General features: G+C 70.7%; 24 protein-coding genes, 2 tRNA genes and 1 pseudogene. 10 read left to right on the top strand and 17 right to left on the bottom strand.

Annotation, left to right across the window (positions count from 1 at the left end):
* Nucleotides 1-6: 6 nt before the first annotated feature.
* Entirely contained in the window at nt 7-759 is a 753-nt protein-coding gene (locus ACKUU6_RS16005) for a hypothetical protein (protein ID WP_407989213.1), read from the bottom strand.
* Nucleotides 760-956: 197 nt separating this feature from the next.
* The gene (locus ACKUU6_RS16000; protein ID WP_407992143.1) at nt 957-2,741 is read right to left on the bottom strand and encodes a phosphatidylglycerol lysyltransferase domain-containing protein; all 1,785 of its coding nucleotides are present in this window, start codon (nt 2,739-2,741) and stop codon (nt 957-959) included.
* 300 nt (nt 2,742-3,041) lie between these two features.
* Between ACKUU6_RS16000 and ACKUU6_RS15995 the strand changes: the two genes are divergently transcribed.
* Together ACKUU6_RS15995 and ACKUU6_RS15990 are read left to right on the top strand one after the other, a co-directional pair.
* Nucleotides 3,042-3,713 carry a response regulator gene (locus ACKUU6_RS15995; RefSeq protein WP_407989212.1) on the top strand — a complete coding sequence of 224 codons (672 nt, stop codon included), beginning with the start codon at nt 3,042-3,044 and terminating at the stop codon, nt 3,711-3,713.
* On the top strand, nt 3,710-4,840 hold the full coding sequence (locus ACKUU6_RS15990; RefSeq protein WP_407989211.1) for a sensor histidine kinase: 1,131 nt from the start codon (nt 3,710-3,712) through the stop codon (nt 4,838-4,840). The genes ACKUU6_RS15995 and ACKUU6_RS15990 overlap by 4 nt, the downstream gene beginning before the upstream one ends.
* A gap of 91 nt (nt 4,841-4,931) precedes the next feature.
* Here the strand turns inward: ACKUU6_RS15990 and ACKUU6_RS15985 are convergent.
* Nucleotides 4,932-5,018: transfer RNA gene (locus ACKUU6_RS15985), tRNA-Leu, on the bottom strand.
* Between the two features lie 369 nt (nt 5,019-5,387).
* Between ACKUU6_RS15985 and ACKUU6_RS15980 the strand changes: the two genes are divergently transcribed.
* The 6 genes from ACKUU6_RS15980 to pknB all read left to right on the top strand — a co-directional run bounded on the left by ACKUU6_RS15980 (nt 5,388) and on the right by pknB (nt 13,566).
* Complete coding sequence (locus tag ACKUU6_RS15980) at nt 5,388-6,266, top strand: FhaA domain-containing protein (RefSeq protein WP_407989210.1); 879 nt, start codon at nt 5,388-5,390, stop codon at nt 6,264-6,266.
* 11 nt (nt 6,267-6,277) lie between these two features.
* Entirely contained in the window at nt 6,278-6,802 is a 525-nt protein-coding gene (locus tag ACKUU6_RS15975) for an FHA domain-containing protein (protein WP_407989209.1), read from the top strand.
* Nucleotides 6,803-6,852: 50 nt separating this feature from the next.
* Nucleotides 6,853-8,232 carry a PP2C family protein-serine/threonine phosphatase gene (locus ACKUU6_RS15970; protein WP_407989208.1) on the top strand — a complete coding sequence of 460 codons (1,380 nt, stop codon included), beginning with the start codon at nt 6,853-6,855 and terminating at the stop codon, nt 8,230-8,232.
* Between the two features lie 64 nt (nt 8,233-8,296).
* Nucleotides 8,297-9,751 carry an FtsW/RodA/SpoVE family cell cycle protein gene (locus ACKUU6_RS15965; RefSeq protein ID WP_407992142.1) on the top strand — a complete coding sequence of 485 codons (1,455 nt, stop codon included), beginning with the start codon at nt 8,297-8,299 and terminating at the stop codon, nt 9,749-9,751.
* On the top strand, nt 9,748-11,211 hold the full coding sequence (locus ACKUU6_RS15960) for a peptidoglycan D,D-transpeptidase FtsI family protein (protein ID WP_407989207.1): 1,464 nt from the start codon (nt 9,748-9,750) through the stop codon (nt 11,209-11,211). The genes ACKUU6_RS15965 and ACKUU6_RS15960 overlap by 4 nt, the downstream gene beginning before the upstream one ends.
* Nucleotides 11,212-11,505: 294 nt before the next feature.
* A complete protein-coding gene (gene pknB, locus ACKUU6_RS15955) occupies nt 11,506-13,566 on the top strand; it encodes a Stk1 family PASTA domain-containing Ser/Thr kinase (protein ID WP_407989206.1) in 2,061 nt (686 codons plus the stop codon).
* Between the two features lie 49 nt (nt 13,567-13,615).
* On the opposite strand, the gene ACKUU6_RS15950 is transcribed toward pknB, so the two are convergent.
* The 5 genes from ACKUU6_RS15950 to ACKUU6_RS15930 all read right to left on the bottom strand — a co-directional run bounded on the left by ACKUU6_RS15950 (nt 13,616) and on the right by ACKUU6_RS15930 (nt 16,972).
* Complete coding sequence (locus tag ACKUU6_RS15950) at nt 13,616-14,356, bottom strand: class E sortase (protein WP_407989205.1); 741 nt, start codon at nt 14,354-14,356, stop codon at nt 13,616-13,618.
* A 22-nt stretch (nt 14,357-14,378) separates the two neighbouring features.
* Nucleotides 14,379-15,329 (bottom strand): class E sortase, encoded by a 951-nt coding sequence (locus tag ACKUU6_RS15945; protein ID WP_407989204.1) that lies wholly within the window; start codon nt 15,327-15,329, stop codon nt 14,379-14,381.
* Between the two features lie 4 nt (nt 15,330-15,333).
* Nucleotides 15,334-15,996, bottom strand: coding sequence for an aminodeoxychorismate/anthranilate synthase component II (locus ACKUU6_RS15940; protein ID WP_407989202.1), 663 nt, complete (start codon nt 15,994-15,996; stop codon nt 15,334-15,336).
* 54 nt (nt 15,997-16,050) lie between these two features.
* On the bottom strand, nt 16,051-16,224 hold the full coding sequence (locus ACKUU6_RS15935; RefSeq protein ID WP_407989201.1) for a hypothetical protein: 174 nt from the start codon (nt 16,222-16,224) through the stop codon (nt 16,051-16,053).
* A gap of 70 nt (nt 16,225-16,294) precedes the next feature.
* A complete protein-coding gene (locus tag ACKUU6_RS15930) occupies nt 16,295-16,972 on the bottom strand; it encodes a DUF881 domain-containing protein (RefSeq protein ID WP_407989200.1) in 678 nt (225 codons plus the stop codon).
* A gap of 294 nt (nt 16,973-17,266) precedes the next feature.
* On the opposite strand from ACKUU6_RS15930, the gene crgA reads away from it, so the two are divergent.
* Entirely contained in the window at nt 17,267-17,521 is a 255-nt protein-coding gene (gene crgA, locus ACKUU6_RS15925; protein WP_407989199.1) for a cell division protein CrgA, read from the top strand.
* Between the two features lie 287 nt (nt 17,522-17,808).
* Here the strand turns inward: crgA and ACKUU6_RS15920 are convergent, their stop codons facing one another.
* Together ACKUU6_RS15920 and ACKUU6_RS15915 are read right to left on the bottom strand one after the other, a co-directional pair.
* On the bottom strand, nt 17,809-18,696 hold the full coding sequence (locus ACKUU6_RS15920) for a rhomboid family intramembrane serine protease (RefSeq protein ID WP_407989198.1): 888 nt from the start codon (nt 18,694-18,696) through the stop codon (nt 17,809-17,811).
* A gap of 89 nt (nt 18,697-18,785) precedes the next feature.
* Nucleotides 18,786-19,307, bottom strand: coding sequence for a peptidylprolyl isomerase (locus ACKUU6_RS15915; RefSeq protein WP_407989197.1), 522 nt, complete (start codon nt 19,305-19,307; stop codon nt 18,786-18,788).
* A 213-nt stretch (nt 19,308-19,520) separates the two neighbouring features.
* Here ACKUU6_RS15915 and ACKUU6_RS15910 point away from each other — a divergent pair, with 213 nt between their 5' ends.
* A complete protein-coding gene (locus ACKUU6_RS15910; protein WP_407989196.1) occupies nt 19,521-20,372 on the top strand; it encodes a DUF5324 family protein in 852 nt (283 codons plus the stop codon).
* 67 nt (nt 20,373-20,439) lie between these two features.
* Here ACKUU6_RS15910 and ACKUU6_RS15905 read toward each other — a convergent pair.
* The 7 genes and pseudogenes from ACKUU6_RS15905 to ACKUU6_RS15875 form a co-directional block, all read right to left on the bottom strand.
* Nucleotides 20,440-20,512: transfer RNA gene (locus ACKUU6_RS15905), tRNA-Ala, on the bottom strand.
* A gap of 131 nt (nt 20,513-20,643) precedes the next feature.
* A complete protein-coding gene (locus tag ACKUU6_RS15900) occupies nt 20,644-20,772 on the bottom strand; it encodes a DLW-39 family protein (RefSeq protein ID WP_014137031.1) in 129 nt (42 codons plus the stop codon).
* A gap of 283 nt (nt 20,773-21,055) precedes the next feature.
* Nucleotides 21,056-21,229: pseudogene (locus ACKUU6_RS15895) on the bottom strand (hypothetical protein); the annotation flags it as partial.
* A gap of 9 nt (nt 21,230-21,238) precedes the next feature.
* Complete coding sequence (locus tag ACKUU6_RS15890) at nt 21,239-22,408, bottom strand: serine hydrolase domain-containing protein (RefSeq protein WP_407989195.1); 1,170 nt, start codon at nt 22,406-22,408, stop codon at nt 21,239-21,241.
* Nucleotides 22,409-22,839: 431 nt separating this feature from the next.
* Nucleotides 22,840-22,980, bottom strand: coding sequence for a hypothetical protein (locus tag ACKUU6_RS15885; protein ID WP_407989194.1), 141 nt, complete (start codon nt 22,978-22,980; stop codon nt 22,840-22,842).
* Nucleotides 22,981-23,705: 725 nt separating this feature from the next.
* Nucleotides 23,706-24,458 (bottom strand): protein phosphatase 2C domain-containing protein, encoded by a 753-nt coding sequence (locus tag ACKUU6_RS15880; protein WP_407989193.1) that lies wholly within the window; start codon nt 24,456-24,458, stop codon nt 23,706-23,708.
* A gap of 7 nt (nt 24,459-24,465) precedes the next feature.
* Nucleotides 24,466-25,233, bottom strand: a complete 768-nt coding sequence (locus ACKUU6_RS15875; RefSeq protein ID WP_407989192.1) for a GntR family transcriptional regulator — start codon at nt 25,231-25,233, stop codon at nt 24,466-24,468.
* Between the last annotated feature and the right edge of the window lie 21 nt (nt 25,234-25,254).

Raw genomic sequence — 25,254 nt, 5'->3', positions numbered from 1 at the left:
ACCACGTCAGGAAGCCACCACGCCGGCGGCGGCCGCCGCCCGGCGCCCGGCCTCGGTGGCGACCGAGGTGGCCGCGCCGACCCCCGCCAGCACCCGGGGCCAGAAGTCGCCGAAAACCTCGACCGCTGCCGCGAGCAGCACCGCCGCGAGCAGCGCCACCACGTGCTCCAGCCCCGCCAGGTTCGGCAGCACGACCGCCTCACCGACCATCACGGCGCCCACCAGGCCGGCCGTCCACCAGGCCCGGCAGCGGATCGCCACCACGATGGCCAGCGCGACCACGGCGGCGGAAGGGCCGGTGTCCCGGATGTGGGCCACTGCGGCGGGGAAGCCGAACAGGTGGTCAGGACCGATCGCCACGCCGATCCGGGCGAACAGCGTGCCGGCCAGCGTGCAGACGTAGGCCACCACCAGGGTCAGCCGCCGCCCGAGCACCAGCTCGGCGAGGCCGAAGACCAGGAAGACCTGCACCAGCGCGCCCCAGACCGGCAGGTCGAGCGCGGGGACGTACAGCGAGAGCGGCGTGCGCAGCAGCGAGACGTCCAGCGGGAGGCCCGCCTTGACCACCCCGACGTGGGTGACGAAGCGCTCCCCGCCCGGCAGGTGCTGGACGACGCTGAACAGCAGCACCAGCAGCGTGGCGGTGGTGGCCAGCGGGACGGCGGCGAACCGTTTGCGGGCGACCTCCGACCTGACGGTCGAGAACAGCGCGCCCCACTCGGCCACGACGGCCCGTCCGAGCAACCCCTGCTGGTCCACTACTTTCCCCGTTCTCACTCCTACATTTCCCGCACACCCATTAATGCGTGGTGTCCTACATCAACAGTAGGTATCCGATAAACGGGCCGCATCAGCTCCTGAGGCGAAGTCAGGTCATCCTCCAGGGGGACAGAAACCCCAATTTCTCCCCCGGTCGGCTGGTAGCGACCGGAAGTCCTCCGCCCCCCGGCGGAGGACTATCCCTCCCCGCCGCGTTCCGGAACCGGCAGACCGGCCGTGGCCGCCGATTCGGCGGTGGGCCGGGCGTGTCGGCGGCGGAACAGGGCGGGAAGACTGGGGGCGGTGATGAAACCCTCGGCACGGGCGCTGGCGATGCCGATGCGGGGGATCTCGCTGCTCTTCTGGAAGAGGAGATAGCGCGGTTCCCAGATGGGCCGGTACTTGGCGTTCGCCCGGTAGAGGGACTCGATCTGCCACCAGCGGGAGAAGAAGCCGAGGACCGAACGCCAGAGCCGGAGCACAGGACCGGCACCGAGCTTGGAACCGCGCTCGAACACCGAGCGGAACATCGCGAAGTTCAGTGAGACGCGTTCCAGCTCGACGTCCTTGGCGCGCTGGAGCAGTTCGATCACCATGAACTCCATCAGGCCGTTCTCGGTGTCCCGCGCACGGCGCATCAGGTCCAGCGAGAGCCCGTTGGTGCCCCAGGGCACGAAGCTCAGCAGGGCCTGCAGCTCGCCCTCGGCGTCGTGGCACTCCAGCATCACGCAGCGGCCGTCGTCCGGGTCGCCGAGGCGGCCGAGCGCCATCGAGAAGCCGCGCTCGGTGGCACCGTCACGCCAGTGGTCGGCCTTCTCCACCAGTGCGGCCATCTCCGACTCGGGGATCTCCTCGTGCCGGCGGACCCGGACGGTGTAGCCCGCCCGCTTGACCCGGTTGTACGCCTGCCGGACCACCCGCATCGCGCGCCCGTCCAGCGAGAACTCGTCGAGCTCGACGATCGCCTCGTCACCCAGCTCCAGCGCGTCCAGCCCGTGCCGGGCGTAGATCACGCCGGCCTCCTCGGAGGCGCCCATCACCGCGGGGACCCAGGCGTGCTCCCGGGCCTCGGCCAGCCAGCAGTCGATCGCCCCCGGCCAGGCCTCCGGGTCGCCGATCGGATCGCCCGAGGCCAGCGACACCCCTCCGAGCACCCGGTACGCCACCGCGGCCTTGCCGCTGGGGGAGAAGATCACGGCCTTGTCCCGGCGCAGCGCGAAGTAGCCCAGCGAGTCACGCCCGCCCTGCTTCTCCAGCAGCTCCCGCAGCTTGGCCTCGTCCTCCGGCGTCAGCAGCTCCTGCCCGCGCGGCGAGCGGAACGCCACGTACATCACCAGCAGGAACAGCACCGCACTCATCAGGTTGATCGCGCCGTTCACCCAGGTGGGGACGGAGATGACGCTGGAGGCGTGCGCGGTCGGCTGGAAGGTGATCATCCGGGCGAGGGAGTAACCGAAGCGGTCACCGAAGTCGGCCCCGGCGACCGTGTTGGTGATCCCGACCAGCAGCGCGCCGATCCCGCCACCGAGCAGCAGCCCGCCCGCGAAGGCCGCCACCGCCGCCTTCGGGTTGGAGCGGTCGCCCTTGGATGTGAACTCCTTGCGCCCCACCAGCAGGGCCAGGAAGAAGAGCCCGGTGAGCACGGTGGAGAAGTAGTTGAACGGGTGGTGGTTGAACCGGACCCCGTCCTCCGTCCACACCATCGCGATCAGGTAGAGCACGAAGAACAGCCCGGAGACCACCGTGTTGAAGATCCACGCGGCCCGCTTCCGGCGCCGCATCGCCACCGCGAGCAGCAGCGACAGGACCGCCGAGGTCAGGCCGGCGGTCATCAGGTACGGGGTGAAGTACTCGCCCTCGTTGTGCGTCTGCACCTGGTCCCGGAACGGGACGGCGAGCACCGCCAGCACGTTCAGCAGGACCAGCAGGCGCAGGTACCAGACGGTCGCCCGGGCGGCCCTCGGCCGCCAGCGGGCCAGCACCCGGGCGGCGGCGCCGGGGCGCTCACCATCGGTGGTGGTCGGATGCTCCGGCTTCACGGTGGAGGACACAGCTCAATTCCAAACGATCAGTTGTGGGGGCGCATCCGCACGAGATCGCCTACGGGCGGTTACACCGCATTCCATGGTTGCTCACCGCAGATGAGAATTACGTGAACCCGGTAGCGGATTCCGCACCCCGCCGAACGGCGGGGGTGCTCTCCCACCGGCCGCCGTCACACCCGTTCCGACCTGCCCCTAGGCTCGGACCAACCAGCAGCCCGACCATCCGAGGGAGAGACCATGACGGCGATCCGCGTCCTGATCGTGGACGACGAGATCCTGGTCCGCTCCGGCCTGGGCCTGATCGTCGGCTCGGCGCCCGACCTGGAGGTGGTGGGCGACTGTTCGGGGGGGCAGGCGGAGGAGAAGGTCATTCAGCTGCGTCCGCACGTGGTGCTGCTCGACATCCGGATGCCGGACCTGGACGGCATCTCGGTGCTGCGCCGGCTGCGCGCCCTGCCGCACCCCCCGGCGGTGGCCATGCTGACCACCTTCGACACCGACGAGTACATCGGCACCGCGCTGCGGGCCGGGGCGGCCGGCTTCATGCTCAAGGACACCGCCCCCGAGCAGCTGGTGCACGCCGTCCGGGTGCTCGCGGCCGGCGGCAGCATGCTCTCGCCGACCGTGGCCCGCACCGTGATCAGCGGCTACGTCGAGGGCGGAGGCCCGGACGCCGAGGCGGCGGCGCTGACCCGCGGCCTGACCGGGCGTGAGCTGGACGTGCTCGCGCTGCTCGGCGAGGGCCTGTCGAACGCCGAGATCGCCGACCGGCTGTTCCTCGGCACCGGCACCGTCAAGGACCACATCAGCGCCATCCTCGGGAAGCTCGGCGCCGCCAACCGGGTGCAGGCCGCCGTACTCGCCAACCGCGCCGGGCTGGTCCGCACCCCGCCCGAGCCGGGCGCATGAGAGCCGACGTCAGGGCCCGGCTGACCGCGCCCTGGCTGATGCTGCTGCTGCCGGTGCTGCTGGCCGCCCTGGACGCCGTCCTGGTGGCCAAGGACTCGCCCTGGTGGGAACTGGCCCTCTCCGGGCTGGCCACCGTGGCGCTGCTGCTCCGCCGCCGCCTGCCGCTGCTGACCCTGCTGCTGGTGCTGCCAGGCACCTTCGTGAACTTCATCTGGATCGCCCCGATCAGCGCGGTCTACTCGGTCGCCGCCTACCGGCCCGGGCTGCGCACCACCACGCTCTGCGCCAGCGTCTTCGCGCTGGTCGAGTTCTTCCACTGGCCGCTGGAGGACCACCCGCTGGCCTTCGACCGGGACAACGCGCTCTACGCCATCCAGTGCGTGATGCTCGGCGCCGCACCGGCGGCGATCGGCCTGCTGGCCCGCACCAGGACCGAACTGGCCGCCCGGCTGGACGAACTGACCGAGGGCCGGCACCGGGAGAACCGGCTGCTCGCCGACCGGGTGCTGAGCACCGAGCGCGCCCGGCTGGCCCGGGAGATGCACGACGTGGTCTCGCACCAGGTCAGCCTGATCAGCATCCAGGCCGGAGCCCTCCAGGTCAGCACCGCCGACCCGGCGGCGCAGGCCACCGCGCGGACCATCAGGGAGCTCTCGGTCCGCACCCTGGAGGAGCTGCGGCAGATGGTCGGCGTGCTCCGCGCGGCCGGCGTGCGGGGCACGGAGCCGCTCGCCCCGCAGCCCCGGCTGGCCGACCTGCCCCGGCTGATCGACCGCAGCGGACTGGCCGTCAGCTGCAGCCTGGCGACCGAGGACCGCCCCTGGCCCGAGGCGGTCGAGCGGGCCGCCTTCCGGACCGTCCAGGAGGCGCTCACCAACATCACCAAGCACGCCCCCGGCGCGGCCGTCGAAGTCCGCCTCAGCACCCGCGGCACCCGGCTCCAGGTCGAGGTCAGGAACGGCCCGCCGACCTGGGCCGCCGACACCACCCAGGCCCTCCCGGGCGGCGGCCACGGTCTGGTCGGCCTCCGCGAACGGGCCGTCCTGCTGGGCGGCAGCCTCTTCACGGGCCCCACCCCGGAGGGCGGCTTCGTGGTCCGTGCCGAGCTGCCCGCCGCGGGGGAGTAGGCACTCTCCCCTCCCTGACAGCGGGCGGGCGGCCCGGGGAACGCTCGAGAAAACAAGAAAGGGTGCCCCTCTTTCGAGGGGCACCCTTTGCTGGTGCGCGAGGGGGGAGTTGAACCCCCACGCCCTTTCGGGCACTGGAACCTGAATCCAGCGCGTCTGCCTATTCCGCCACCCGCGCATGGGTGTCGCCGTAAGTTCTTCCGACTGGCTCGACCTGAGTCTCGCTGGCCTTCCGTCCGGCTGCCTTGCGGCTGCCCCTTCCGACGTGGAAAACATTAGCACGCCCTGCGGGTGCACTACGAATCCCTTCCCGCGGCGGCCCGCAACCGGAGCGCGGCAGTCGGCGGAGCACCCCCGGGAGGCCGGTCGGGTGCAGGCGAACGGGTGAGCGAGGGATGAGCCGGGGCCGCTCCGGGTAGCCCTGGCTTGCGGCCCGCCGTGCCCTGGGAACCGTACGGATGGCCCGGGCGTGGATACGATCAGCACGGAAGTACCGCTGCCGGACCCCTGCAGCGCCGGACCGAACCCCTAGGAAGGGGGTGCCCCAGTGGGAGTACTGAAGAAGTTCGAGCAGCGACTCGAAGGTCTCGTGAACGGCACCTTCGCCAAGGTGTTCAAGTCCGAGGTCCAGCCGGTGGAGATCGCCGGCGCGCTCCAGCGCGAGTGCGACAACAACGCCACCATCTGGAACCGCGACCGCACCGTGGTGCCGAACGACTTCATCGTCGAGCTCAGCCCGCACGACCACGAGCGGCTCAGCCCCTACTCGGGCCAGCTCGGCACCGAGCTGGCCGGGATGGTGCGCGAGTACGCCGAGGCGCAGCGCTACAGCTTCATGGGGCCGCTCCAGGTCAGCCTGGAGAAGGCCGACGACCTGGACACCGGGCTCTACCGGGTGCGCAGCCGCACGCTGGCCGCCGAGCAACCGCCCGCGCCGCAGGCCCCGGCCGCCCCCGGCCCCGGTGCCGCGCCCGGGTACGGGCGTCCGCCGACCCCGCCGGCCCCCGGCGCACCGTGGCAGCAGCAGGGCGCGGCTCCGTACGGCGCGCCGCCACCACCGGTCGCACCTCCCTCGATGCCCCCGACACCCCCTCAGCCGGGCGGCAACGTCCGGCCGTTCCCCGGGGCGGGCCACACCGGCGCCGCCACCCGGCGCTGGATCGAGGTCAACGGGCAGCGCCACCAGATCACCGGGAACGCCTGCGTGCTGGGCCGCTCCACCGAGGCCGACGTACGGATCGACGACCCCGGGGTCTCCCGCAAGCACGCCGAGATCCGCCCCGGAACTCCGGCGATGGTGTTGGACCTGGGCTCGACCAACGGCATCGTGGTGGACGGACAGCACACCCAGCGCGCTACGCTCCGCGACGGCTCACGGATCGTCCTGGGCAGTACGACCATCGTCTACCGACAGGTCGAAGGGTAGAGCGGGCGGTTATGTCAGAACTGACCTTGACGGTCATGCGGCTCGGTTTCCTCGCCGTGCTGTGGCTCTTCGTCATCGTGGCGGTGCAGGTGATCCGCAGTGACCTGTTCGGCACCAAGGTGAACCAGCGCACCGCCCGCCGCTCGGCCGCCCCGGCGCCCGCGACGGCCGGGCCCGGTGGGCCTGCCAGGCCGCCGCAGCAGGCCTCGGGGCCGCCCACCCAGGGCGGCCGCCGCCGCGGCGGGCCGACCCAACTCGTCGTCGTCCAGGGCTCCTTGGCCGGCACCACGGTCGCCCTGCAGGGGCAGACCATCACGCTGGGCCGGGCCCACGACTCCACGATCGTCCTGGACGACGACTACGCGTCCTCCCGTCATGCCAGGATCTATCCGGATCAGACTGGGCAGTGGACGGTCGAGGATCTAGGCTCCACCAACGGCACCTATCTGGACCGGCAGCGGCTCACCACGCCGACACCGCTCCAACCGGGCATGCCGATCCGAATCGGCAGGACCGTCATCGAACTGCGGAAGTAGCGGCGCATGAGGGACAGCACACCGTCCACCCGAAGGAGGGCCCGGACCGCATGAGTCTCGTGCTGCGCTTCGCCGCCGGATCCCACAAGGGGCTGATCCGGGAGGGGAACGAGGACTCCGGCTACGCCGGCCCGCGGCTGTTGGCGGTCGCCGACGGCATGGGCGGGGCGGCGGCCGGCGAGGTCGCCTCCTCCGAGGTGCTCGGTTCGATCGTCCGGCTGGACGAGGACGTACCCGGCGCCGACCTGCTCACCCTGCTGAACGACGCGGTGCACGGCGCCAACGAGCGGCTGCGCCAGATGGTCGAGGAGGACCCGCAGCTCGAGGGCATGGGCTGCACCCTGACCGCGATGCTCTGGACCGGCCAGCGGATGGGCCTGGTGCACATCGGCGACTCCCGCGCGTACCTGCTGCGGGACGGTTCGCTCAGCCAGATCACCCAGGACCACACCTGGGTGCAGCGGCTGGTGGACGAGGGGCGGATCACCCCGGAGGAGGCCGAGACCCACCCGCAGCGCTCCCTGCTGATGCGCGCGCTGGACGGCCGCGGTCAGGTCGAGCCCGACCTGTCGATCCGTGAGGTCCGGGCCGGTGACCGCTACCTGATCTGCTCGGACGGCCTGTCGGGCCCGGTCAGCCACCAGACCCTGGAGGAGACGCTCGGGAGTTTCTACTCCCCCGAGCAGACCGTCCAGGAGCTGATCCAGCTGGCGCTGCGCGGCGGCGGTCCCGACAACATCACCTGCGTGGTGGCGGATGTCCTCGACGTCGGCGCCACCGACCTGCTCAGCGGCGGCCTGGCCGACGTGCCCGTGGTGGTGGGGGCGGTGGCCGACACCCCGCCGGGCGCCGCTGACCAGGCGGTCCTGAACACCCCGGCCGGCCGCGCCGCCGGCCTGGGCCGGCCGGCCGCCCCGCAGGGCGCCTTCGGCCCGGCGGACGGCTACCAGCCCGGCTTCGGCCCGGCCGAGGGGTACTCCGCCCAGCCCGGCTACGAGGAGTACGAGGAGGACCGGCCGCGCCGCAAGCGCCGCTGGCTCAAGCTCTCGGTCGCCCTGCTGGTGCTGGCCGGACTGCTCGGCGGCGCCGGGTACTTCGGCTGGCGCTGGACCCAGGGCCAGTACTACGTCGGCGCGGACGGCGACTCGGTCGCGGTCTACCGCGGCATCAACCAGAACCTCGCCGGCCTCGACCTGTCCTCGGTCTACCGGCAGCACCGCGACGTCGAGCTGAAGTTCCTGCCCGCCTACCAGCGGACCCAGGTGACCAAGACCATCCAGGCCACCAGCCTGACCGACGCCGAGGACCAGGTGAAGCAGCTGAGCGAGCAGGTGGCCGTCTGCAGGAAGGTGGCCGCCACGCCGCCCGGCACCGCACCGACCCTGAACGAGCAGGAACAGAAGCTGGCCTCCTCCTGCCCGACCCAGTAGCGACACCGACCTCCAGCTGGTCCCACCGCCGTCGGGGAGCGGCCGTCACGTGAGCACCTTTGACCTGAGCAGTAGTCAGACCGGTGGTGAGAACCCCCGCGCCAGACGCAGGGAGAACACCACCATCACCCCCCAGGGCGCGCCCAACCGCCGCAACACCGAGCTGGCCCTGCTGGCCTTCGCGGTCGCGGTGCCGATGCTGGCGTACGCCAACGTCGGCCTGGCGATGGACGACAAGCTGCCCTCCGGGATGCTGGGCTACGGCCTCGGCCTCGGAGCCCTCGCAGCCGTCGCGCACCTGGTGATGCGGCGCTTCGCGCCGTACGCCGACCCACTGCTGCTGCCGCTGGCGACCCTGCTGAACGGGCTCGGGCTGGTGATGATCTGGCGGCTCGACAAGGCCGGATCGCTGCTCCGGAAGAACTTCGCGGCCGCACCCAACCAGTTGATGTGGTCCGGCCTCGGAGTGGCGCTCTTCATCGGGGTGGTCATCCTGCTCAAGGACCACCGGATCCTCCAGCGCTACACCTACATCTCGATGGTGGTGGCGCTGGTCCTGCTGGCCGCCCCGGCCTTCTTCCCCACCCGGGACGAGGACTTCGGCGCCAAGATCTGGATCCGATTCGGCAGCTTCTCCATCCAGCCCGGCGAGTTCGCCAAGATCATCCTGACCGTGTTCTTCGCCGGGTACCTCATGGTCAAGCGGGACGCGCTGGCGCTCGCCAGCCGCCGGTTCATGGGCCTGTACCTGCCGCGCGGGCGCGACCTCGGGCCGATCATCGTGGTCTGGCTGATCTCGATCCTGATCCTGGTGTTCGAGACCGACCTGGGTACCTCCTTCCTGTTCTTCGGCCTCTTCGTGGTGATGCTCTACGTCGCCACCGAACGGACCAGCTGGATCGTCTTCGGCCTGCTGATGTCGGTCAGCGGGGCCGCCCTGGTGGCCACCTCCGAGCCGCACGTGAAGACCCGGATCGACGCCTGGCTGGACCCGATGGCCGCGTTCGGCCCCAACCCGCCGAAGGGCGCGACCGAGCAGATCGGCCAGACCCTGATGGCCTTCGGCTCCGGGGGCACCACCGGCACCGGGCTCGGCCAGGGGCGGTCCTGGCTGATCCAGTTCGCCGCCAAGAGCGACTTCATCCTGGGCTCGTTCGGCGAGGAGCTCGGGCTGACCGGCATGATGGCGGTCTTCCTGCTCTACGGCCTGATCGTGCAGCGCGGTCTGCGGACGGCGGTCGCCACCCGCGACCCGTTCGGCAAGCTGCTCGCGGTCGGGCTCTCCTCGGCCTTCGCCCTCCAGGTCTTCGTGGTCGCCGGCGGAGTCACCGGCCTGATCCCGCTGACCGGTATGACCATGCCCTTCCTGGCCCAGGGCGGATCCTCGCTGGTGGCCAACTGGGCGCTGATCGCCATCCTGCTGAAGATCAGCGACAGCGCCCGCCGCCCCGCCGCCGAGCCGGCTCCGGCCGGTGCCGCCGAGGGCGTGACCGAACAGAACCGGGGAGCCCTCACGTGAACAAGCCGATCCGCCGGGTCTCGATCTTCTGCCTGGTGCTCGTCCTGGCGCTGATGGTCCGGGTCAACTGGGTCCAGGGCGTGCAGGCCGAGGCGTGGGCGGGCAACTCGCACAACGACCGGAACAAGTACGACCGGTACGCCCACCCGCGCGGCAACATCATCGTCGCCGGCGGCCAGCCGATCACCCGGTCCGACTTCGTCAACGGCTACCGCTACAAGTACAAGCGCGCCTGGATCGACGGCCCGCTCTGGGCGCCGGTCACCGGCTACTCCTCGCAGGCCTTCCGGGAGAGCCAGCTGGAGTCGCTCTCCGACGGCATCCTCTCCGGTTCGGACTCCCGGCTGTTCTTCCGGAACACCCTGGACATGCTGACCGGCAAGGAGAAGCAGGGCGGCGACGTGGTCACCACCCTGAACGCCAAGGCGCAGAAGGCCGCGTACGACGCGCTCGGCGGCAAGAAGGGCGCGGCGGTCGCGCTCGACCCGCGCACCGGGGCGATCCTGGCGCTGGTCTCCACCCCGTCCTACGACCCGGGCCGCTTCGCGGGCACCGGCGACGAGGACGCCAAGGCCTGGAACGAGCTCAACGCCGACCCGGACAAGCCGATGCTCAACCGGGCACTGCGCGAGACGTACCCGCCCGGCTCGACCTTCAAGCTGATCACCGCGGCGGCCGCGTTCGAGAACGGCAAGTTCCAGAACATCGAGGACGTCACCGACACCCCGCAGCACTACCTGCTGCCGAACACAAACACCGAGCTGAAGAACGCCTCGGACGACGAGCCGTGCGCCAACGCCACCCTCAAGACGGCGATGGACTTCTCCTGCAACACCGTGTTCGGCAAGATCGGCGCCGACCTGGGCGGGGCCAAGATGCTCACCCAGGCCGAGCGCTTCGGCTTCAACAACCCGGGCATCAACGTGCCGATCCGCGCCTCCGAGTCGTACTTCCCCTCGAAGTCCAGCCCCGATGGCACCGCGATGGACTCGATCGGCCAGCACGACACCCGGGCCACCCCGCTGCAGATGGCGATGGTCGCCGCGGCGATCGCCAACGACGGCCGGCTGATGACGCCGTACATGGTGGACGAGGAGCGTGCGTCGAACCTCACCACCATCTCCAAGCACTCCGAGCACCAGCTCAGCCAGGCGGTCAGCCCGGCCACCGCGCAGAAGCTCCAGCAGCTGATGGAGAGCGTGGTGCAGAACGGCACCGGCAAGAAGGCCCAGATCGACGGCCTGAAGGTGGGCGGCAAGACCGGCACCGCGCAGCACGGCGAGAACAACGCCGGGCTGCCGTTCGCCTGGTTCATGTCCTACGCCAAGGCGCCGGACAACCGCCAGGTCGCGGTCGCGGTGGTGGTCGAGGACGGCTCCAGCGAGCGCGACCAGATCAGCGGGGGCGGCCTGGCCGCCCCGATCGCCAAGGCCGTGATGAAGGCGGCGCTGGACCGCTAGGGGCTGACCGGGCGATCTACGAGAGCCGGATTCCGTACCGGGCCGGTCGGTCCTTTGTCACAATGGGACCCGCCCGGTCGGTACCGGTCCGGTCTCAGCCTGCGGGCTGTTCCGGCCCCCTCAGGTTGGGCGGGTAGCGTATCCGCAAGCAGCGGGTCCGCCCACCGCCGCCCACGGCTCCGGCCGTGGGGCCGACGTCACAGAACCGGGGGTGACGGCGGCGACGTCCAACACAGCGTGCGGGGACCACCTACGTCACATCCTCACCAGCCGGTGGGGGAGAGGGTCGGAACTATGGAAGAGCCTCGTCGCCTCGGCGGCAGGTACGAGCTCGGCGGCGTCCTCGGACGCGGCGGCATGGCCGAGGTGTACCTCGCCCATGACACCCGGCTCGGCCGCTCCGTCGCCGTGAAGACGCTCCGCGCCGACATGGCCCGCGACCCGTCGTTCCAGGCCAGGTTCCGCCGCGAGGCCCAGTCCGCGGCCTCGCTGAACCACCCCGCGATCGTCGCCGTGTACGACACCGGCGAGGACTACATCGACGGGATCTCCATCCCCTACATCGTGATGGAGTACGTCGAGGGGTCCACCCTGCGCGAGCTGCTGCACTCCGGGCGGCGGCTGCTGCCCGAGCGCGCGCTCGAGATGACCATCGGCATCCTCCAGGCGCTGGAGTACTCGCACCGCGCCAACATCGTGCACCGCGACATCAAGCCCGCCAACGTGATGCTGACCCGGCAGGGCAACGTCAAGGTGATGGACTTCGGCATCGCCCGGGCGATGGGCGACTCCGGCATGACGATGACGCAGACCTCGGCCGTCATCGGCACCGCCCAGTACCTCTCCCCGGAGCAGGCCAAGGGCGAGACCGTGGACGCCCGCTCCGACCTCTACTCGACCGGCTGCCTGCTGTACGAGCTGCTGACGGTCCGGCCGCCGTTCATCGGCGACTCCCCCGTCGCGGTCGCGTACCAGCACGTCCGGGAGGAGGCCCAGCCGCCGTCCTCGTACGACCCCGAGGTCCGCCCCGAGGTGGACGCGATCGTGCTCAAGGCGCTGGCGAAGGACCGGGACTACCGGTACCAGAGCGCCGACGAGATGCGCGACGACATCGAACGCTTCCTCGACGGCCTCCCGGTCGCCGCCGCCCAGCAGGCCGCCGCCTACGGCGCCGCCGGGTACGGCTACGACCAGCAGGGCTACCCGAACGCCCAGCACGACCCGTACGGGCAGACCAACCTGCTGCCGCAGCAGGGCGCGGCGGGCCCGACCACCATGCTGCCGCCGGTCGGCTCCCAGCAGCCGGGCTACGGCTACCAGGACGACGGCTACGGCAACGGCGGGAACGGGAACAGCGGCTACGACGAGTACGGCAACGGCCGCCGCGGCGGCCAGCCGAAGAAGAACAACAACACCTCCTGGGTGATCCTGGCGATCGCGGCGGTGCTGGTCCTGGTCGGCGCCTACTTCGTGGTCGACGCGATGACCAAGGGCGGCGGCGGCAACGCCGGCAAGGTGGCCGCCCCCCAGCTGGTCGGGCTGACCATGGACGAGGCCAAGGTCAAGGCCAGGAACGTCAACGAGAAGCTCCAGGTGGTCGCCGGTGCGGAGATCGCCTGCCCGGACGTGGCGGTGAAGAAGGGTCAGATCTGCACCCAGGACATCCCCGCCACCACCCAGATCGCGGCGGACAGTCCGATCAAGGTCCAGGTCTCCACCGGCCCGGCCCAGGCCGACCTGCCCGACGTGTCCGGCAGCTCCCTCGCCGACGCGAAGGACAAGCTGAGCAAGCTCGGCTTCACCGTCAAGACCAGCTACGAGGCGAGCGACACCGTCGCGCAGGACAAGGTGATCTCGCAGAACCCGGCCGCCGGCAAGGCCGAGCCCAACTCGACCGTCACCCTGGTCGTCTCGCAGGGCCAGAGCAAGGTCAACGTGCCCGGCGTGGTCAACCAGAGCGAGGACGCCGCCCGGCAGGCCCTGGAGGGCGCTGGCTTCCAGGTCGAGGTCAAGAACACCCCGACCGCGGACCAGTCCAAGGTCGGCCAGGTCTCCGCCCAGGACCCGAAGGCCAACTCCAAGGTCGCCCCCGGCTCCAAGGTGACGCTGACCGTCTACAAGATGCAGGACAAGGTCACCGTGCCGCCGCTGCAGAACCAGACGGTCAAGGACGCCATCAAGCAGCTGGATGCCCTCGGCCTCCGGTACGGCTTCGTCTACGGCCCGCAGGACCTCACCGCCATCGTGCAGAACACCCTGCCCGGCGCTGGCACCCAGGTCGACCCCGGCACCCAGATCGGCCTCACCACCCGGCCCGCCGACAAGACCAGCTCGCCACCGCCCGGCGGTCACTGACCCCGGTCACCGTGAGGGGCCGCCCACCCGGGCGGCCCCTCACGTCTTTTCAGCGCAGCTCCGCCGGCGGCGTCCGCGCGGCGTCGACCTGGTCCACCCGGCTCAGCGAGGCCCAGACCGCCATCCGGTAGCGGGAGGTGTAGACGGGCGTGCAGGTGGTCAGGGTGAGGTAGCGCCCGGGGCCGGTGTACGGGGAGCCCTTGGGGACGGGGGCGATGATGCCGGTGTCGTACTTGGAGGTCTGCGGGAGGGTGCCGTCCACCCGGTAGACGTACCAGCGGTCCCGGGTCTCGACGACGACGGCGTCGCCCGGCGCGACCCGGTCCAGGTCGTGGAAGCGCGCGCCGTGGCCGTCACGGTGGGCAGCCAGGGTGAAGTTGCCCTGGGCGTCCCAGGGCATCGCGGCCCGGTAGGGGCCGTCGTAGACGCCGGCCACGCCCTCGTTGAGCACCGCCGGCTCGGTACCCATCCGGATCAGCGTCTGGTTGCCCCTACCGAGGGCGGGGACGTGCAGGAAGCCGATGCCGTCGCCGACCGCGTACACCGGCGGGGCGGCGGCCGGTTGGGTGCCCGGCACGGCCGGGGCGGCGGACCAGGTGTTCCGCAGCCGGCCGGCGGCGGTGTCCGCCCGACGGTCCGCCAGCACCCCGGTCCACCAGAGCGAGTAGCCGACGAACAGGGCGAGCACCAGCCCGGCGGTGATCATCAGTTCACCGACCACCCCGAGGGCGGCGGCGGCCCGGCGGCGCGGCCGGGGCGCGACGGTGGACCCGGTCGGCTGGATCTCCACTGCGCGCCCCTCTGTCGGCCCGTCAGCCGGTCAGCGCGGCGGGCTGTCCCTGGCTCCTCGGTCGTTCCTCGACCATCTTGCCAAAGACGATCAGCCTTCCCCTGGCACTGAACTCCGGCGTGCATGTCGTGAGGGTGATGTAGCGGCCCGCCTCCTTGAACGGCGACCCCTTCGGCACCGGCTGGATCACCGTGACGTTGGTCGGCGGGGTCTCCGGGATGCCGCCCGCCACCTGGTAGGTGTAGTACGAGGTCGCGGTCTCCACCACGATCTGGTCACCGGGCACCAACTGGCCGATCTTGCGGAACGGCTGACCATGCGTCGTACGGTGCGCGGCGATCGCGAAGTTGCCGGTCTTGTCGGCGGGCATCGCGGTGCCCGTGTAGTGGCCCACCAGCCCCTTGTCGAGCACCTTCTCCTTCACCGTGCCCTCGGCGATCGGGTACTTCAGGCCGAGCTTGGGGATGTAAACGATCGCGAAGCCCTGCCCCGGCTCGAAGGCCGTCACCGGAGGCGGGCTCGCCCCGGGAGCCGGCGCGGCGGGCAGCGTCCCGGCCGGCTGGTTCCACTGCTCCTCCAGCTGGCTGCGGGTGCCGTCGGCGGCCGCGTCGGCCTGCACGTTGGTCCACCACAGCTGGTACGAGACGAACAGCAGCATCACCAGGCCGAGCGTGATGAACAGCTCGCCGACCACCCGGGCCACCACCACCCGGCGCCGCTCCTTGGGACGGACGACGGTCGCCGCCGCCCGCCCGGCGGCCCGCCGACGGCCGCTGCCGGACCCGAGCGCGGTACGCCGCCGGTCGGCCCGCCGCCCCGGCGGGGGCAGCACCTGGGAGGGCACCACCCGCAGCTGCATGGTCCGGTCGTCCGGCCAGGACTGCTCCCCGGCCGTCTCGTAGACCCCCCAGTCCCCCGCTCCGCCCGCCGCGTCACCCTGCTGCGCGCGCCCCTCCGGGCGTACCGCCGTCACGGGCTCAGCCCCGGCCGATCACCGGGGCGAGCCCGGCCGAGCGGCCGACCGCCTCCGGGTAGCCGCACTCGCCGAGCCAGTTGGCCAGCATCCGGTGGCCGCCCTCCGTGAGCACCGACTCCGGGTGGAACTGCACGCCCTCGACCGGGAGTTCACGGTGCCTCAGGCCCATGATGACGCCGCTGCCGGTCTCCGCGGTGACCTCCAGCTCGGCCGGCACGGTGCCGGGCTCGACCGCGAGCGAGTGGTAGCGGGTGGCGGTCAGCGGCGAGGGCAGCCCGGCGAACACCCCGCCGTCCCGGTGGGTGACCGGCGAGACCTTGCCGTGCAGCAGCTCGGGCGCCCGGCCGACCACCGCGCCGTACGCGACCGCGATCGACTGCAGGCCGAGGCAGACGCCGAACAGCGGCAGCCCGATCCGGGCGCAGTGGTGCACCATCTCGATGCAGACCCCGGCCTCCTCGGGCGCCCCGGGGCCGGGGGAGAGCAGCACGCCGTCGAAGCCCAGCGCGCCGTCCCGGCGGACGGCGTGATCCACCGTCACCTCGTCGTTGCGGACCACCTCGCAGGTCGCGCCGAGCTGGTAGAGGTACTGGACCAGGTTGAAGACGAAGCTGTCGTAGTTGTCGACCACGAGAATCCGGGGCGGGTTGCCTGCGGCGGTCATCGGTGCGCTACTCCTGGGCTGGTGCTGGTGGGGCCGGTGGAGGGAGGACGCGGCTCAGCCGACGCCGCTGCCCTCGTCCACCGTGACGTCGCCGAAGGGGAGCAGTGGTTCCGCCCACGGGAAGACGAACTGGAACAGGACGTAGACCACTCCGAGCACCAGCAGCAGCGCGAGCACCGCGCGGACGAGAGCGTTCCCCGGCAGGTGCCGCCAGATCCAGCCGTACATGGTGCTCCTCGGAGTTCGGTTCGGGGTCAAGAGTAGACGGCGGCCCGTGCCGGAGAGGGGCGCTGTGCCGTTACTGACCGGAAGCCGTGCGCAGGTCGACCGTCCCGGTGTATCCCGGGACCGCGAGCTCGTTGCTCTCCTGCACCTTCCAGCCGAGGCCGTACGCCTCGACGTACTGGAGGTAGTTGGCGATGGTTGGGTCGGCGTTCACCGCGGCCCGCATCCGGTCGGTCCTGCCGACCGCCTTGATCACGTACGGCGGGGAGTAGACCCGGCCCTGCAGCAGCAGGGTGTTGCCGACGCAGCGGACCGCGCTGGTGGAGATCAGCCGCTGGTCCATCACCTGGATGCCCTCGGCACCGCCCCGCCAGAGCGCGTTCACCACGGCCTGGATGTCCTGCTGGTGGATCACCAGGTCGTTGACGCCGGGGGCCGGGATGCCGGGGATCCTGGCGGTGGCGTTGGGGGGTGCGTCGTTGAGCGTGACGGTCATCCCGGGACCCTGCAGGGCCGCCAGGCCCGCCTCCTGCTGGAGCACGGTCAGCCGGTCGGTCTCGGCCGGGCTCTGCCCCCGGCCCTTGGCGAGCGCGTCCACCTGCCCCTGCAGATCGCTGAGCTCGCTCTGGGCCTGCTGGTTCTGGGTGCTCCGCTGGCGTATCACGTCGGTCAGCCTGAGCAGCGAGTTGTCGGTGCGCAGATCGGTGCCGCGGGCGGTGTCGGCGCTGATGTAGAAGAGCAGACCTGCCATGGCGAACACGGTGCAGGTCAGGGCACGTCCGACAATTCGGGTGCGCGGAGACCGCTCCGGCCCGGAACGGGAAGGAATCGTGGAATTCGGCACCGTACCCTTATCTCCTTACGACCCGGCGAGCCACTACGCTAACGGACGCCGGTGGCATGTGCGGAGCACCGGTCCGGTCCATGCTGCGGGTTTTCGGCCCGTGGACGTCCGGACCGACCGTTCCCGTACTGCCCGGTCCCCACAGCCGCCCGCCCCCGCTGCACCCTGCGCGGTCACAGCGCATCGACAGGAGAACCCCTCGTGCCGAAGTCTCGACTCCGCAAGAAGTCCGACTACACCCCGCCGCCGTCGGGCACGACAGCGGTGAAGATCAGTTCAGGTCGCGGCTGGGTGGCTCCCCTGATGCTCGCGCTGTTCCTGATCGGTCTGGTCTGGATCGTCACGTACTACGTTACGAGCGGCAGCTGGCCGGTCCAGGACTGGGGCAACTGGAACATCCTGGCGGGCTTCGGCTTCATCGCCGCCGGCTTCGGCGTCTCCACGCAGTGGAAGTAACGCTCCCCCGCTGACACTCCACCGAAGCACCGCTCCGCCCGCCGGAGCGGTGCTTCGCCATGCCGCCGAAGGGCTACCGGAGCGGTCGTACCATCCGGTTGTCCACACGGTTATCCACACTGGGGAAAAGTCGACCCGCCCTGTGGATAACTTTTTCGTTCGACATCCGCAGGCTTCTCCGAATTCCCGCCGAATTCCCAGCAGGACACGCGTAGACCCATCGGCTGGCAGGCACCACTGACACCCGCCGTGCACGCCCCTGGGGAAACTGTGGACAACGCCGGGGATCAACCGTTCAGACGCGCCGTCTCCAGCGCCACGATCAGCACCGCCGCCGCCAGCACCCCGGCCACCGTGAGGCCCTGCACCAGCCCGCGCCGCGACTGCGGGGCGTACATCAGCCCCACCCCCGTGACCACTCCCGCGACCAGCCCGCCGAGGTGCGCGCGCCAGTCGATCGCCTTCACCGAGAACGTGATCACCACGTTGAAGACCAGCAGGGCCAGCAGCGGACCGAGCGGGGTCCTGGTCACCCGGAACAGCACCCCGGTCGCCCCGAGCAGACCGAAGATCGCCCCCGAGGCCCCCACCGAATTCAGGTGCCCCCCGGAGACCAGGTAGGAGAGAGCTCCGCCCATCAGCCCGGAGACCAGGTAGAGCCCGAGGAACCGCACCCACCCGAGCACCCGCTCCAACTGGGGCCCGAGTACCCAGAGCGACACCATGTTCATCACCAGGTGGACCACGCCGCTGTGCACGAACATGGCCGTCACCAGCCGGTACCACTCGTCCGGCCCGGCGGCCACCCCGTACGTGGTGTACCAGGACGGCGGCGCCAGGCTCTGCAGCGCGAGGGTGTCCCACCACTCCGGCCGGACGTACTCGGTCAGCACGAAGACCAGCAGGTTGAGCCCGATCAGCGTCTTGGTGGCCAGTGCCCCGTCCGCCACCGGCAGCCCGCCGAACCTGGTCCTGGCCCGCCGCACGTCCCGGTGGCCGTCCTGGACGCACTCCGGGCACTGGAAGCCCACCGAGGCGCTCACCATGCACTCGGGGCAGATCGGCCGCCCGCAACGCACGCAGGAGATCCCGGTCTCCCGCTCCGGGTGCCGGTAGCAGCCGGGCAGCGGTCGGCCGCCCTCGGCTCCCGCTCGGGCCGGCTCGTCCGGAAGCATCCGCGGTTCCCTCCCTCGTACGACCGGTCCCGGTGGCATCACCGCAGAGCGGGCGCCACCGGGACCGTAAGGCTACTGCGGGCAGGTCGTCAGCCGCGGGTGATCGTGACCGACTCGATCACGATGTCCTCGACCGGGCGGTCGCCGCGGCCGGTCGGGCCCTCGGAGATCGCCTGCACGATCTTCTGGCTGGCCGGGTCGGTGACCTCGCCGAAGATGGTGTGCTTGTTGGTCAGCCAGGTGGTCGGCGCGACCGTGATGAAGAACTGCGAACCGTTGGTGCCCGGGCCGGCGTTGGCCATCGCCAGCAGGTACGGCTTGGTGAAGGCCAGGTCGGGGTGGAACTCGTCGGCGAACTTGTAGCCCGGGCCACCGGTGCCGGTGCCCAGCGGGTCCCCGCCCTGGAGCATGAAGTCCTTGATTACGCGGTGGAACACGGTGCCGTTGTACAGCGGCGCGTTCGACGCCTGACCGGTGCGCGGGTCAGTCCACTGACGGGTGCCCTCGGCGAGCTCCACGAAGTTGGCGACCGTCTTCGGCGCGTGGTTCGGGAAGAGCTCGACCACGATGTCGCCGCGGTTCGTCTTCAGGGTCGCGATCAGCTCGGCCACGGGTGTGCCTCTCTCGTCTTTCGGTCATCTGACCTTCGAATCATCCCATGACCTGTCGGCCATTCGGGGCGGAGCACCCCGTTCGGCACCCTCCGGGCACCCGCTTGGCACCCGCGTCCGGAGCAACTCGGCGCGCCGTCGGACAAACAGACATGCATGATCTCGAATCAGGTGGAAATGTGCATACAGGACGCCACCGAGGAGGAGAAGCCCGTGACCCGCTTGGACTCAGCCCGCGACACCGCCGACAGGACCAAGGACACCCTCGCGCCCTATGCCGCCACCGCCAAGGAGACCGCCCAGCACTACGTGGCCGTCATGGACGAGGCCAGGCACCGCCTCGCCCCCAAGGTCCAGGCGGCCGGAACCCAGGCCATGACAGGCGCGGGGCAGGCGGCCCACGCCGCCAGGGTCCAGTACGCCAAGCACGTCGCCCCGCAGCTGGAGCACGCCTTCGGGTCGCTGCCGCCGCAGACCCAGAAGAGCACCCTCAAGGCCGTGCACCGGGCCCAGGAGGCCGCCCTGGCGGCCAAGCTCTCCGCCACCCGGGCGGCCGACCAGGCCCGGGTGACGGTCCTGCCCCGGGTCACCGACGCCGTCGAGCAGGCCAGGGCGAGCATCACGCCCGTCGCCCAGGAGGCCCAGCTCCGCAGCGCCGCGGCGTTCACCGCCCTGCACGGCCACGTCAGCGCGGCCGAGATCAGCGAGCTGGCCGCCAAGAACGCCAAGAAGGAGAGGCGGCACGGCTGGAGCACCGGCCTGGCCGTCACCGGCGCCCTGGCGATCGCCTCCGGGCTGGTCGCCTGGCAGTGGTGGCGCAGCCGCAGCAACCCGGAGTGGCTGGTCGAGCCGCCCACCGAGCCGGCCCCCGTACCGGCCGCCGACGCCCAGCTCAACGGCTCGGGGCGGGTGGGCACGGGCGCCACCGCCACCTCCACGCCCTCGGTCTCCCCCGACGCTGCCACGGGCTCTGCCACCGGCCCTGTCACAGCCTCGGACGCAGCCGAGGACGACTCCGACCACGGGGACCAACCGAAGCCGCACGACCCGCGCAAGCCGCACTGACCCCCGCCGGAACGCAGTAGGGCCGCTGACCTGATCCCAGGTCAGCGGCCCTACTGTCACCACGCTGTGGAGCTTAGGAGACTCGAACTCCTGACATCTGCCTTGCAAAGGCAGCGCTCTACCAACTGAGCTAAAGCCCCGTGGTCGCCGTGCTGCGCACCAGCGTACCCGTTCCCCCCGGCAATCCCGCAAAATACCCCGGCCGGAACGGACTTCGGGTCGGCCCGAACCGAGGTGGTCCGGGCCGACCCGCGAAAGATCGTCCGTCGCGTCAGCGGCCGGCCGGGACCGGGTCGGTGGCCTCGGTCCACAGGTCCTGCTCGGCGCGGTCGGCCTGGACCTGACGGTAGACAAAGAAGCCGCCGAGGGCGACCAGGGCGACCAGGAGAAGCTTCTTCACCGCGGGGACCTCGTCCTTCTTGCTGTGGATGGGCCCAGAAACCGCGGACCCTCGGTATGTACCAGCACGAACCGGCGGCCGGACTGCAGACCGCCCTGCGGCCGATGATACACATCGGTAACCGGTTCCCGAGAGGCCAGCGCGACTCGCCAACCGCCCGGCCGAAGGCCGGGATTGACGCGGTCCCTCCGGTCGTACGACTAGCTGCCGGGCAGCCGCAGCACCACGCGGCCCCGTCCAGATCCACCGACCCGAGCGGCGGGGCGGCGTCGCCCTCCTCGTCCTGCAGCCTCAACGTGGTCTTGCGTTGCTCCAGTTCGTGCTGCTTCCCGGCCGCGAACTGCGCGTGCAGCTGCTCGAAGCCGGTCGCCGAGATCTGGCCCTCCCGGCCGGTCCCCCGCCACGGCACCCACTCGGCCCGCCCGGCACGCAGCGCCAGCTGGACCTGCGGTGCCATGACGTCACGTCAGTCGCACAGGGCGGCCGTCTGCGCCTTCACCAGCCCCGTGCTCCGCGGCACGGGCGGCTCACCCTTCAGGTCCGCGCCCAGGTCGTAGACGTTGAGGGCGAGGACCAGCTGTCGCTCACCGTCGGCGGTGGTGAGGGACACGCTCGTGAAACCGGGGCCGCCGCCGTCGGTCGCCCAGGTGCCGACCCGCCTGGCGTCCGGCTCGGAGCCGCACGGCACGTCCTGGCGCTGCACACCGAGTCCGTACGCCGGCTTGCCGGGGAACCGCACCGTGGTCAGCAGTTCACGCTGCTGGGCGGGGCGCAGCAGCGCGCCGGTGAACAGGGCCCGGTGGAAGCGGGCCAGGTCGTTGACCGTGGAGATCATGGCGCCGGCGGTCCAGTCGTAGGAGGGGCTGAACCGGGTCACGTCCTGGCCCTTGAGGTCGTAGCCGTGCAGGTGGGGGCCGTGGATGGTCGGGTCGGTGACCGGGAAGGAGGTGTCCTTGAGGCCGAGCGGGGCGAGGATCCGCCGGTGGATCTCGGCGGGCGCGCTGTGGTGGGTGACCGCCTCGATCACCAGACCGGCGAGCAGGTAGTTGGTGTTGGAGTACGACCAGCCGCCGCCGGGAGCGAAGAGCGGCTGGTGCCGGACGGCGAGCGCGACCACCTCCTGCGGGGTGTAGAGGTGGTCCCGGTCGTGGTGCTCCAGGTACGGGGCGAAGAACTCCGGCTCGGTGGTGGGGTCGTAGATGCCCGAGGTGTGGTTGAGCAGTTGCCGGATGGTGACGGCCCGGCCGTCGTTGCCGTGTCCCCGGACCGTGCCGGGCAGCCACTTCTCCACGCTGTCGTCGAGCGAGAGGCGTCCCTCGCCCTCCAACTGCAGGAGCACCGTGGAGACGAACGACTTGGTGTTGCTGGCGATCCGGAACCGCTGGTCGGGCCGGGCCCGCTCACCGGTCGCCGTGTCCGCGACCCCTGCCGCCACTTGTGACTCCCGCGCCCCGTGCCTGACGTAGGCCACGGCGGCCGGGAAGCCGTCCGCGACCGTCTGCCCGAGGGCCTCCTCGAAGCCTGCGGGCGGCACTGCCGACCCCCACTGCGCGACGGCGGCCGCCGGAAGGACCCCCGACAGCGTCGCCACGCAGACCGCCGCGCACAGTGCTGCGGTCCCCACACGTACCCTCATCAACTTCTCCCTGCGTCTTCTGGCGTGCGTCCCCGTTGATGCCCCAGCGTGCCGGGCCGCCGCACCGGCCGCCCACCGTGCTGGCACCCGGATCGCCACGGGGGTTGTCCCCACCCCGCAACCGCCTCATGGCTGCCAGCTGTGCACCCGACGAGAGACTCTTCTTCCCGCCTCGCGCCGACCGCCGCAGGCGTTGGCGTAATCACTGGCGCAGAGGGCAAACAAAACGCCCCCGATGGATATCCATCGGGGGCGTTTCCGCAGGTGGGCCTAACAGGACTTGAACCTGTGGCCTCTTCCTTATCAGTTCGGCTAGCCGCATGGACCGACAGAGGTCCGACGCCTGCGCGTTGGGCGGCGGCTCCGTCGATGGGTGCCGAGGTCCGGCGTCGTCCTCAGCTGTTGTTGTCAGCCGATGTTGTCAGCTGAGCTCAGCCCTTGGCTTCACGGCGCGGCGTGGTCCGCTCGTAGATCACTAGGAAGGGAGCGATGTAGCCAGATGCCTCGGTGACCGTGGCTCGGCCACTGAAGATGAGCACCACGCCAGCCATGAGCGCCAGCGCGTAGATCATCCCGGAAACCGACGATGGCGGAGTCGTCTGGACCCGCCGCTTGGGACCCTTCATAATGGGTCTGTTCCTCTCTGTAGCAGGGCAGTGAACGTCAAGGTCATCCGCCTCGTTTCCTAGGCGCGCGGATGGCCTTTCGACGTCTCTGATGCGGTCGCCCGCAGGACTCAAGCATGGGGCACTTGGGCCGAGGATTTCAACTTTCGAAGGGGTTGCTCTTCAGGCAACCCCAAAATCGAAGGTCAAGTGCCTCAGATCGAGGGGCCAAGCCATGGAATCGAAGGTTCACTGGTTGTGGATGGCGACGGTCCGGACCAGATGGGCACGGTGCCCCGGAGGCGACGCTCCCGCGCACCGGCATCACGGGCGGCGGAGCGGTTTTGGCCGGTGTCCTGCCTGGTCTGGGGCCGAGCATGATCGGGGGGCCGTAAGCTGTTGCGACTCGGTCAGGGCTTCTGGGCCTGACCGCAATTTGGCCGAGTGGCCCCCCGGTCTTGCTCGGCTCGGGGCCCGGTCCTGGCAGGTGGGTAAAACCGTGGAGCCGCCCGCCCCCGGCCACGGCGGGTCTAGTACCTCTGCCACTTCTGGCCGCCAGCTCTGGCGCCGCCGGCCGCCGCCGGGAGCGGGGCGAAGACAGGAGCGACGGCGAGCGGTGCGGCGAGCGCCGCGAGCGAAGCGAGCCTTGATTCAGTAGCGAAAGTCGTAACAACCCCCACCCCACCCCATGACTAGACCTGGGCGAGGTGGCCGAACACTGCTGTCACGTCATCGTGGCGCTTGCCCCGGAACGTTCCCGGCTCCGTCGCCAGCTCCGCTTCCCGGATGGCTTGGACCGCGTGGTCAGGCCCTTGCTTCTCCAGGGTATCGAGCAGCTGTCCCCAGCCCCAGCCGTAGCGCTCGATCAGGCGGGAGATGCCATCCGTGACCATGGCGAAGCGGCGGACCTCGGCAGCGTTGAAGCTCTGGGTCACCGCCCGGTCGGCTGCCTCGGGCCTGGTGCTGGCGACCCAGAAGCCTTCGTCGGTGTTGCGAAGTCGGCTCAGCGAATCGCGGTCGTAGGCAGGAAGGCGGCTCGTGCGGTCATCGATGACGGGCGTCAGCTGGCCGTCGTGGGTCTCCACGATCACGGGAGAGTCGGCAAGGGTGAGGCAGTCGAGCTGGCCGCCGTGCTCGCGGACGATGGCGACCGTGCTGGAAGGGCTGTTCACGTTCGAGAGGTCGCACTGCGCGTGAAGGCCCCGGGTACGCGTGATCCCCTCCCGCAGCACCTCCTTGAGCGGAAGCGCCGGATCTTCGATCAGCACACAGGCGAGCTGTCCACCGAGCCGCCGGGCCAGCCACTGAACATCGTGCTCGCAGCCTGAAGGCAGACCACTGGCCGTGGCGCCGTCCAGGACGATGACGAACTGCTCGGCCGCAAGGATGAAGTCCTCGTTGGCCTGCACGTCAGGACTGGCCTGGCAGGTGTAGGTGATCTGCACGGTGCTCCTACTCGGGGGCGGGGAACTCGTAGGCGAAGACGTGACGGTCGGCTGCCATCACAGAGCGGAAGACCTCGACGGGATCATCCCCGACGAAAGCGATTCGGTGAAGCTCGGCGACCGGCGTGCCAGGGACGAGCCGAAGGGCGCTGCTCTCGTCGGGCGTCGGCATCCGGGCCTCGATCTCCTCCCGGAACTTGGTCAGCCGGTAGCCCTTCTCCTCCAGCCGCTTGTAGCTGCCGCCCGGTCCGGTGTTCTCCTCCCGGATCGCGGTGCCCTCGACAGTGTGCAGCTGGAAGTAGCTGTCTGCCAGCTGCGTCGGGTAGTTCTCGATCCAGGTCCGCCGGCGCCTGACGAACACCGTCGCACCGGCCTCGATCCCGAACCACTCGGCGACCCACGCCGGGGCTGGCACGTCGGCCATCTCCAGCATCTCTTGGCGCCACTGGAGCCCTGCGGCTTCCACCTCAGCCTGGAAGGCGGCCTTTCCGGAGTCCCGGTGGTGCCGAGCGACACGATCCGAGCCGACCCGGATGATCGGGGGCTTCTCCCGGACGAACACGCCCTTGCCGCGCACACCAACGACCAGGCCCTCCGCCTTCAGCAGAGCGACTGCCTGGCGTGCCGTCTGCGGCGCCGTACCGAACTCGGCAACGAGCTCTCGCTCGGACGGCAGAGCCGCGCCCGGGGCCAGCTCGTTCCGGCTGATGCGCTCGCGCAGGGAGTCTGCGATCTGGCGGGACGGGGACCGGGGGTCGTTGGGATTGATGGTCATACAGCCAGAGTAGCAAAGCCT

The organism is Kitasatospora sp. CMC57 (assembly GCF_045866025.2).
Classification (GTDB): Bacteria; Actinomycetota; Actinomycetes; order Streptomycetales; family Streptomycetaceae; genus Kitasatospora.
The sequence above is the reverse complement of the archived record's forward strand: the minus strand, read 5'-3'. Positions and strand labels throughout refer to the sequence as shown.

Bases quoted from the DNA above. Each gene is read 5' to 3' on its own strand.
- ACKUU6_RS15995 (WP_407989212.1), top strand. From the start codon at position 3,042: ATGACGGCGATCCGCGTCCTGATCGTGGACGACGAGATCCTGGTCCGC.
- ACKUU6_RS15990 (WP_407989211.1), top strand. From the start codon at position 3,710: ATGAGAGCCGACGTCAGGGCCCGGCTGACCGCGCCCTGGCTGATGCTG.
- ACKUU6_RS15975 (WP_407989209.1), top strand. From the start codon at position 6,278: ATGTCAGAACTGACCTTGACGGTCATGCGGCTCGGTTTCCTCGCCGTG.
- ACKUU6_RS15970 (WP_407989208.1), top strand. From the start codon at position 6,853: ATGAGTCTCGTGCTGCGCTTCGCCGCCGGATCCCACAAGGGGCTGATC.
- pknB (WP_407989206.1), top strand. From the start codon at position 11,506: ATGGAAGAGCCTCGTCGCCTCGGCGGCAGGTACGAGCTCGGCGGCGTC.
- ACKUU6_RS15940 (WP_407989202.1), bottom strand. From the start codon at position 15,996: ATGACCGCCGCAGGCAACCCGCCCCGGATTCTCGTGGTCGACAACTAC.
- ACKUU6_RS15935 (WP_407989201.1), bottom strand. From the start codon at position 16,224: ATGTACGGCTGGATCTGGCGGCACCTGCCGGGGAACGCTCTCGTCCGC.
- ACKUU6_RS15930 (WP_407989200.1), bottom strand. From the start codon at position 16,972: ATGGCAGGTCTGCTCTTCTACATCAGCGCCGACACCGCCCGCGGCACC.
- ACKUU6_RS15920 (WP_407989198.1), bottom strand. From the start codon at position 18,696: ATGCTTCCGGACGAGCCGGCCCGAGCGGGAGCCGAGGGCGGCCGACCG.
- ACKUU6_RS15890 (WP_407989195.1), bottom strand. From the start codon at position 22,408: ATGAGGGTACGTGTGGGGACCGCAGCACTGTGCGCGGCGGTCTGCGTG.
- ACKUU6_RS15885 (WP_407989194.1), bottom strand. From the start codon at position 22,980: ATGATCTACGCGCTGGCGCTCATGGCTGGCGTGGTGCTCATCTTCAGT.
- ACKUU6_RS15875 (WP_407989192.1), bottom strand. From the start codon at position 25,233: ATGACCATCAATCCCAACGACCCCCGGTCCCCGTCCCGCCAGATCGCA.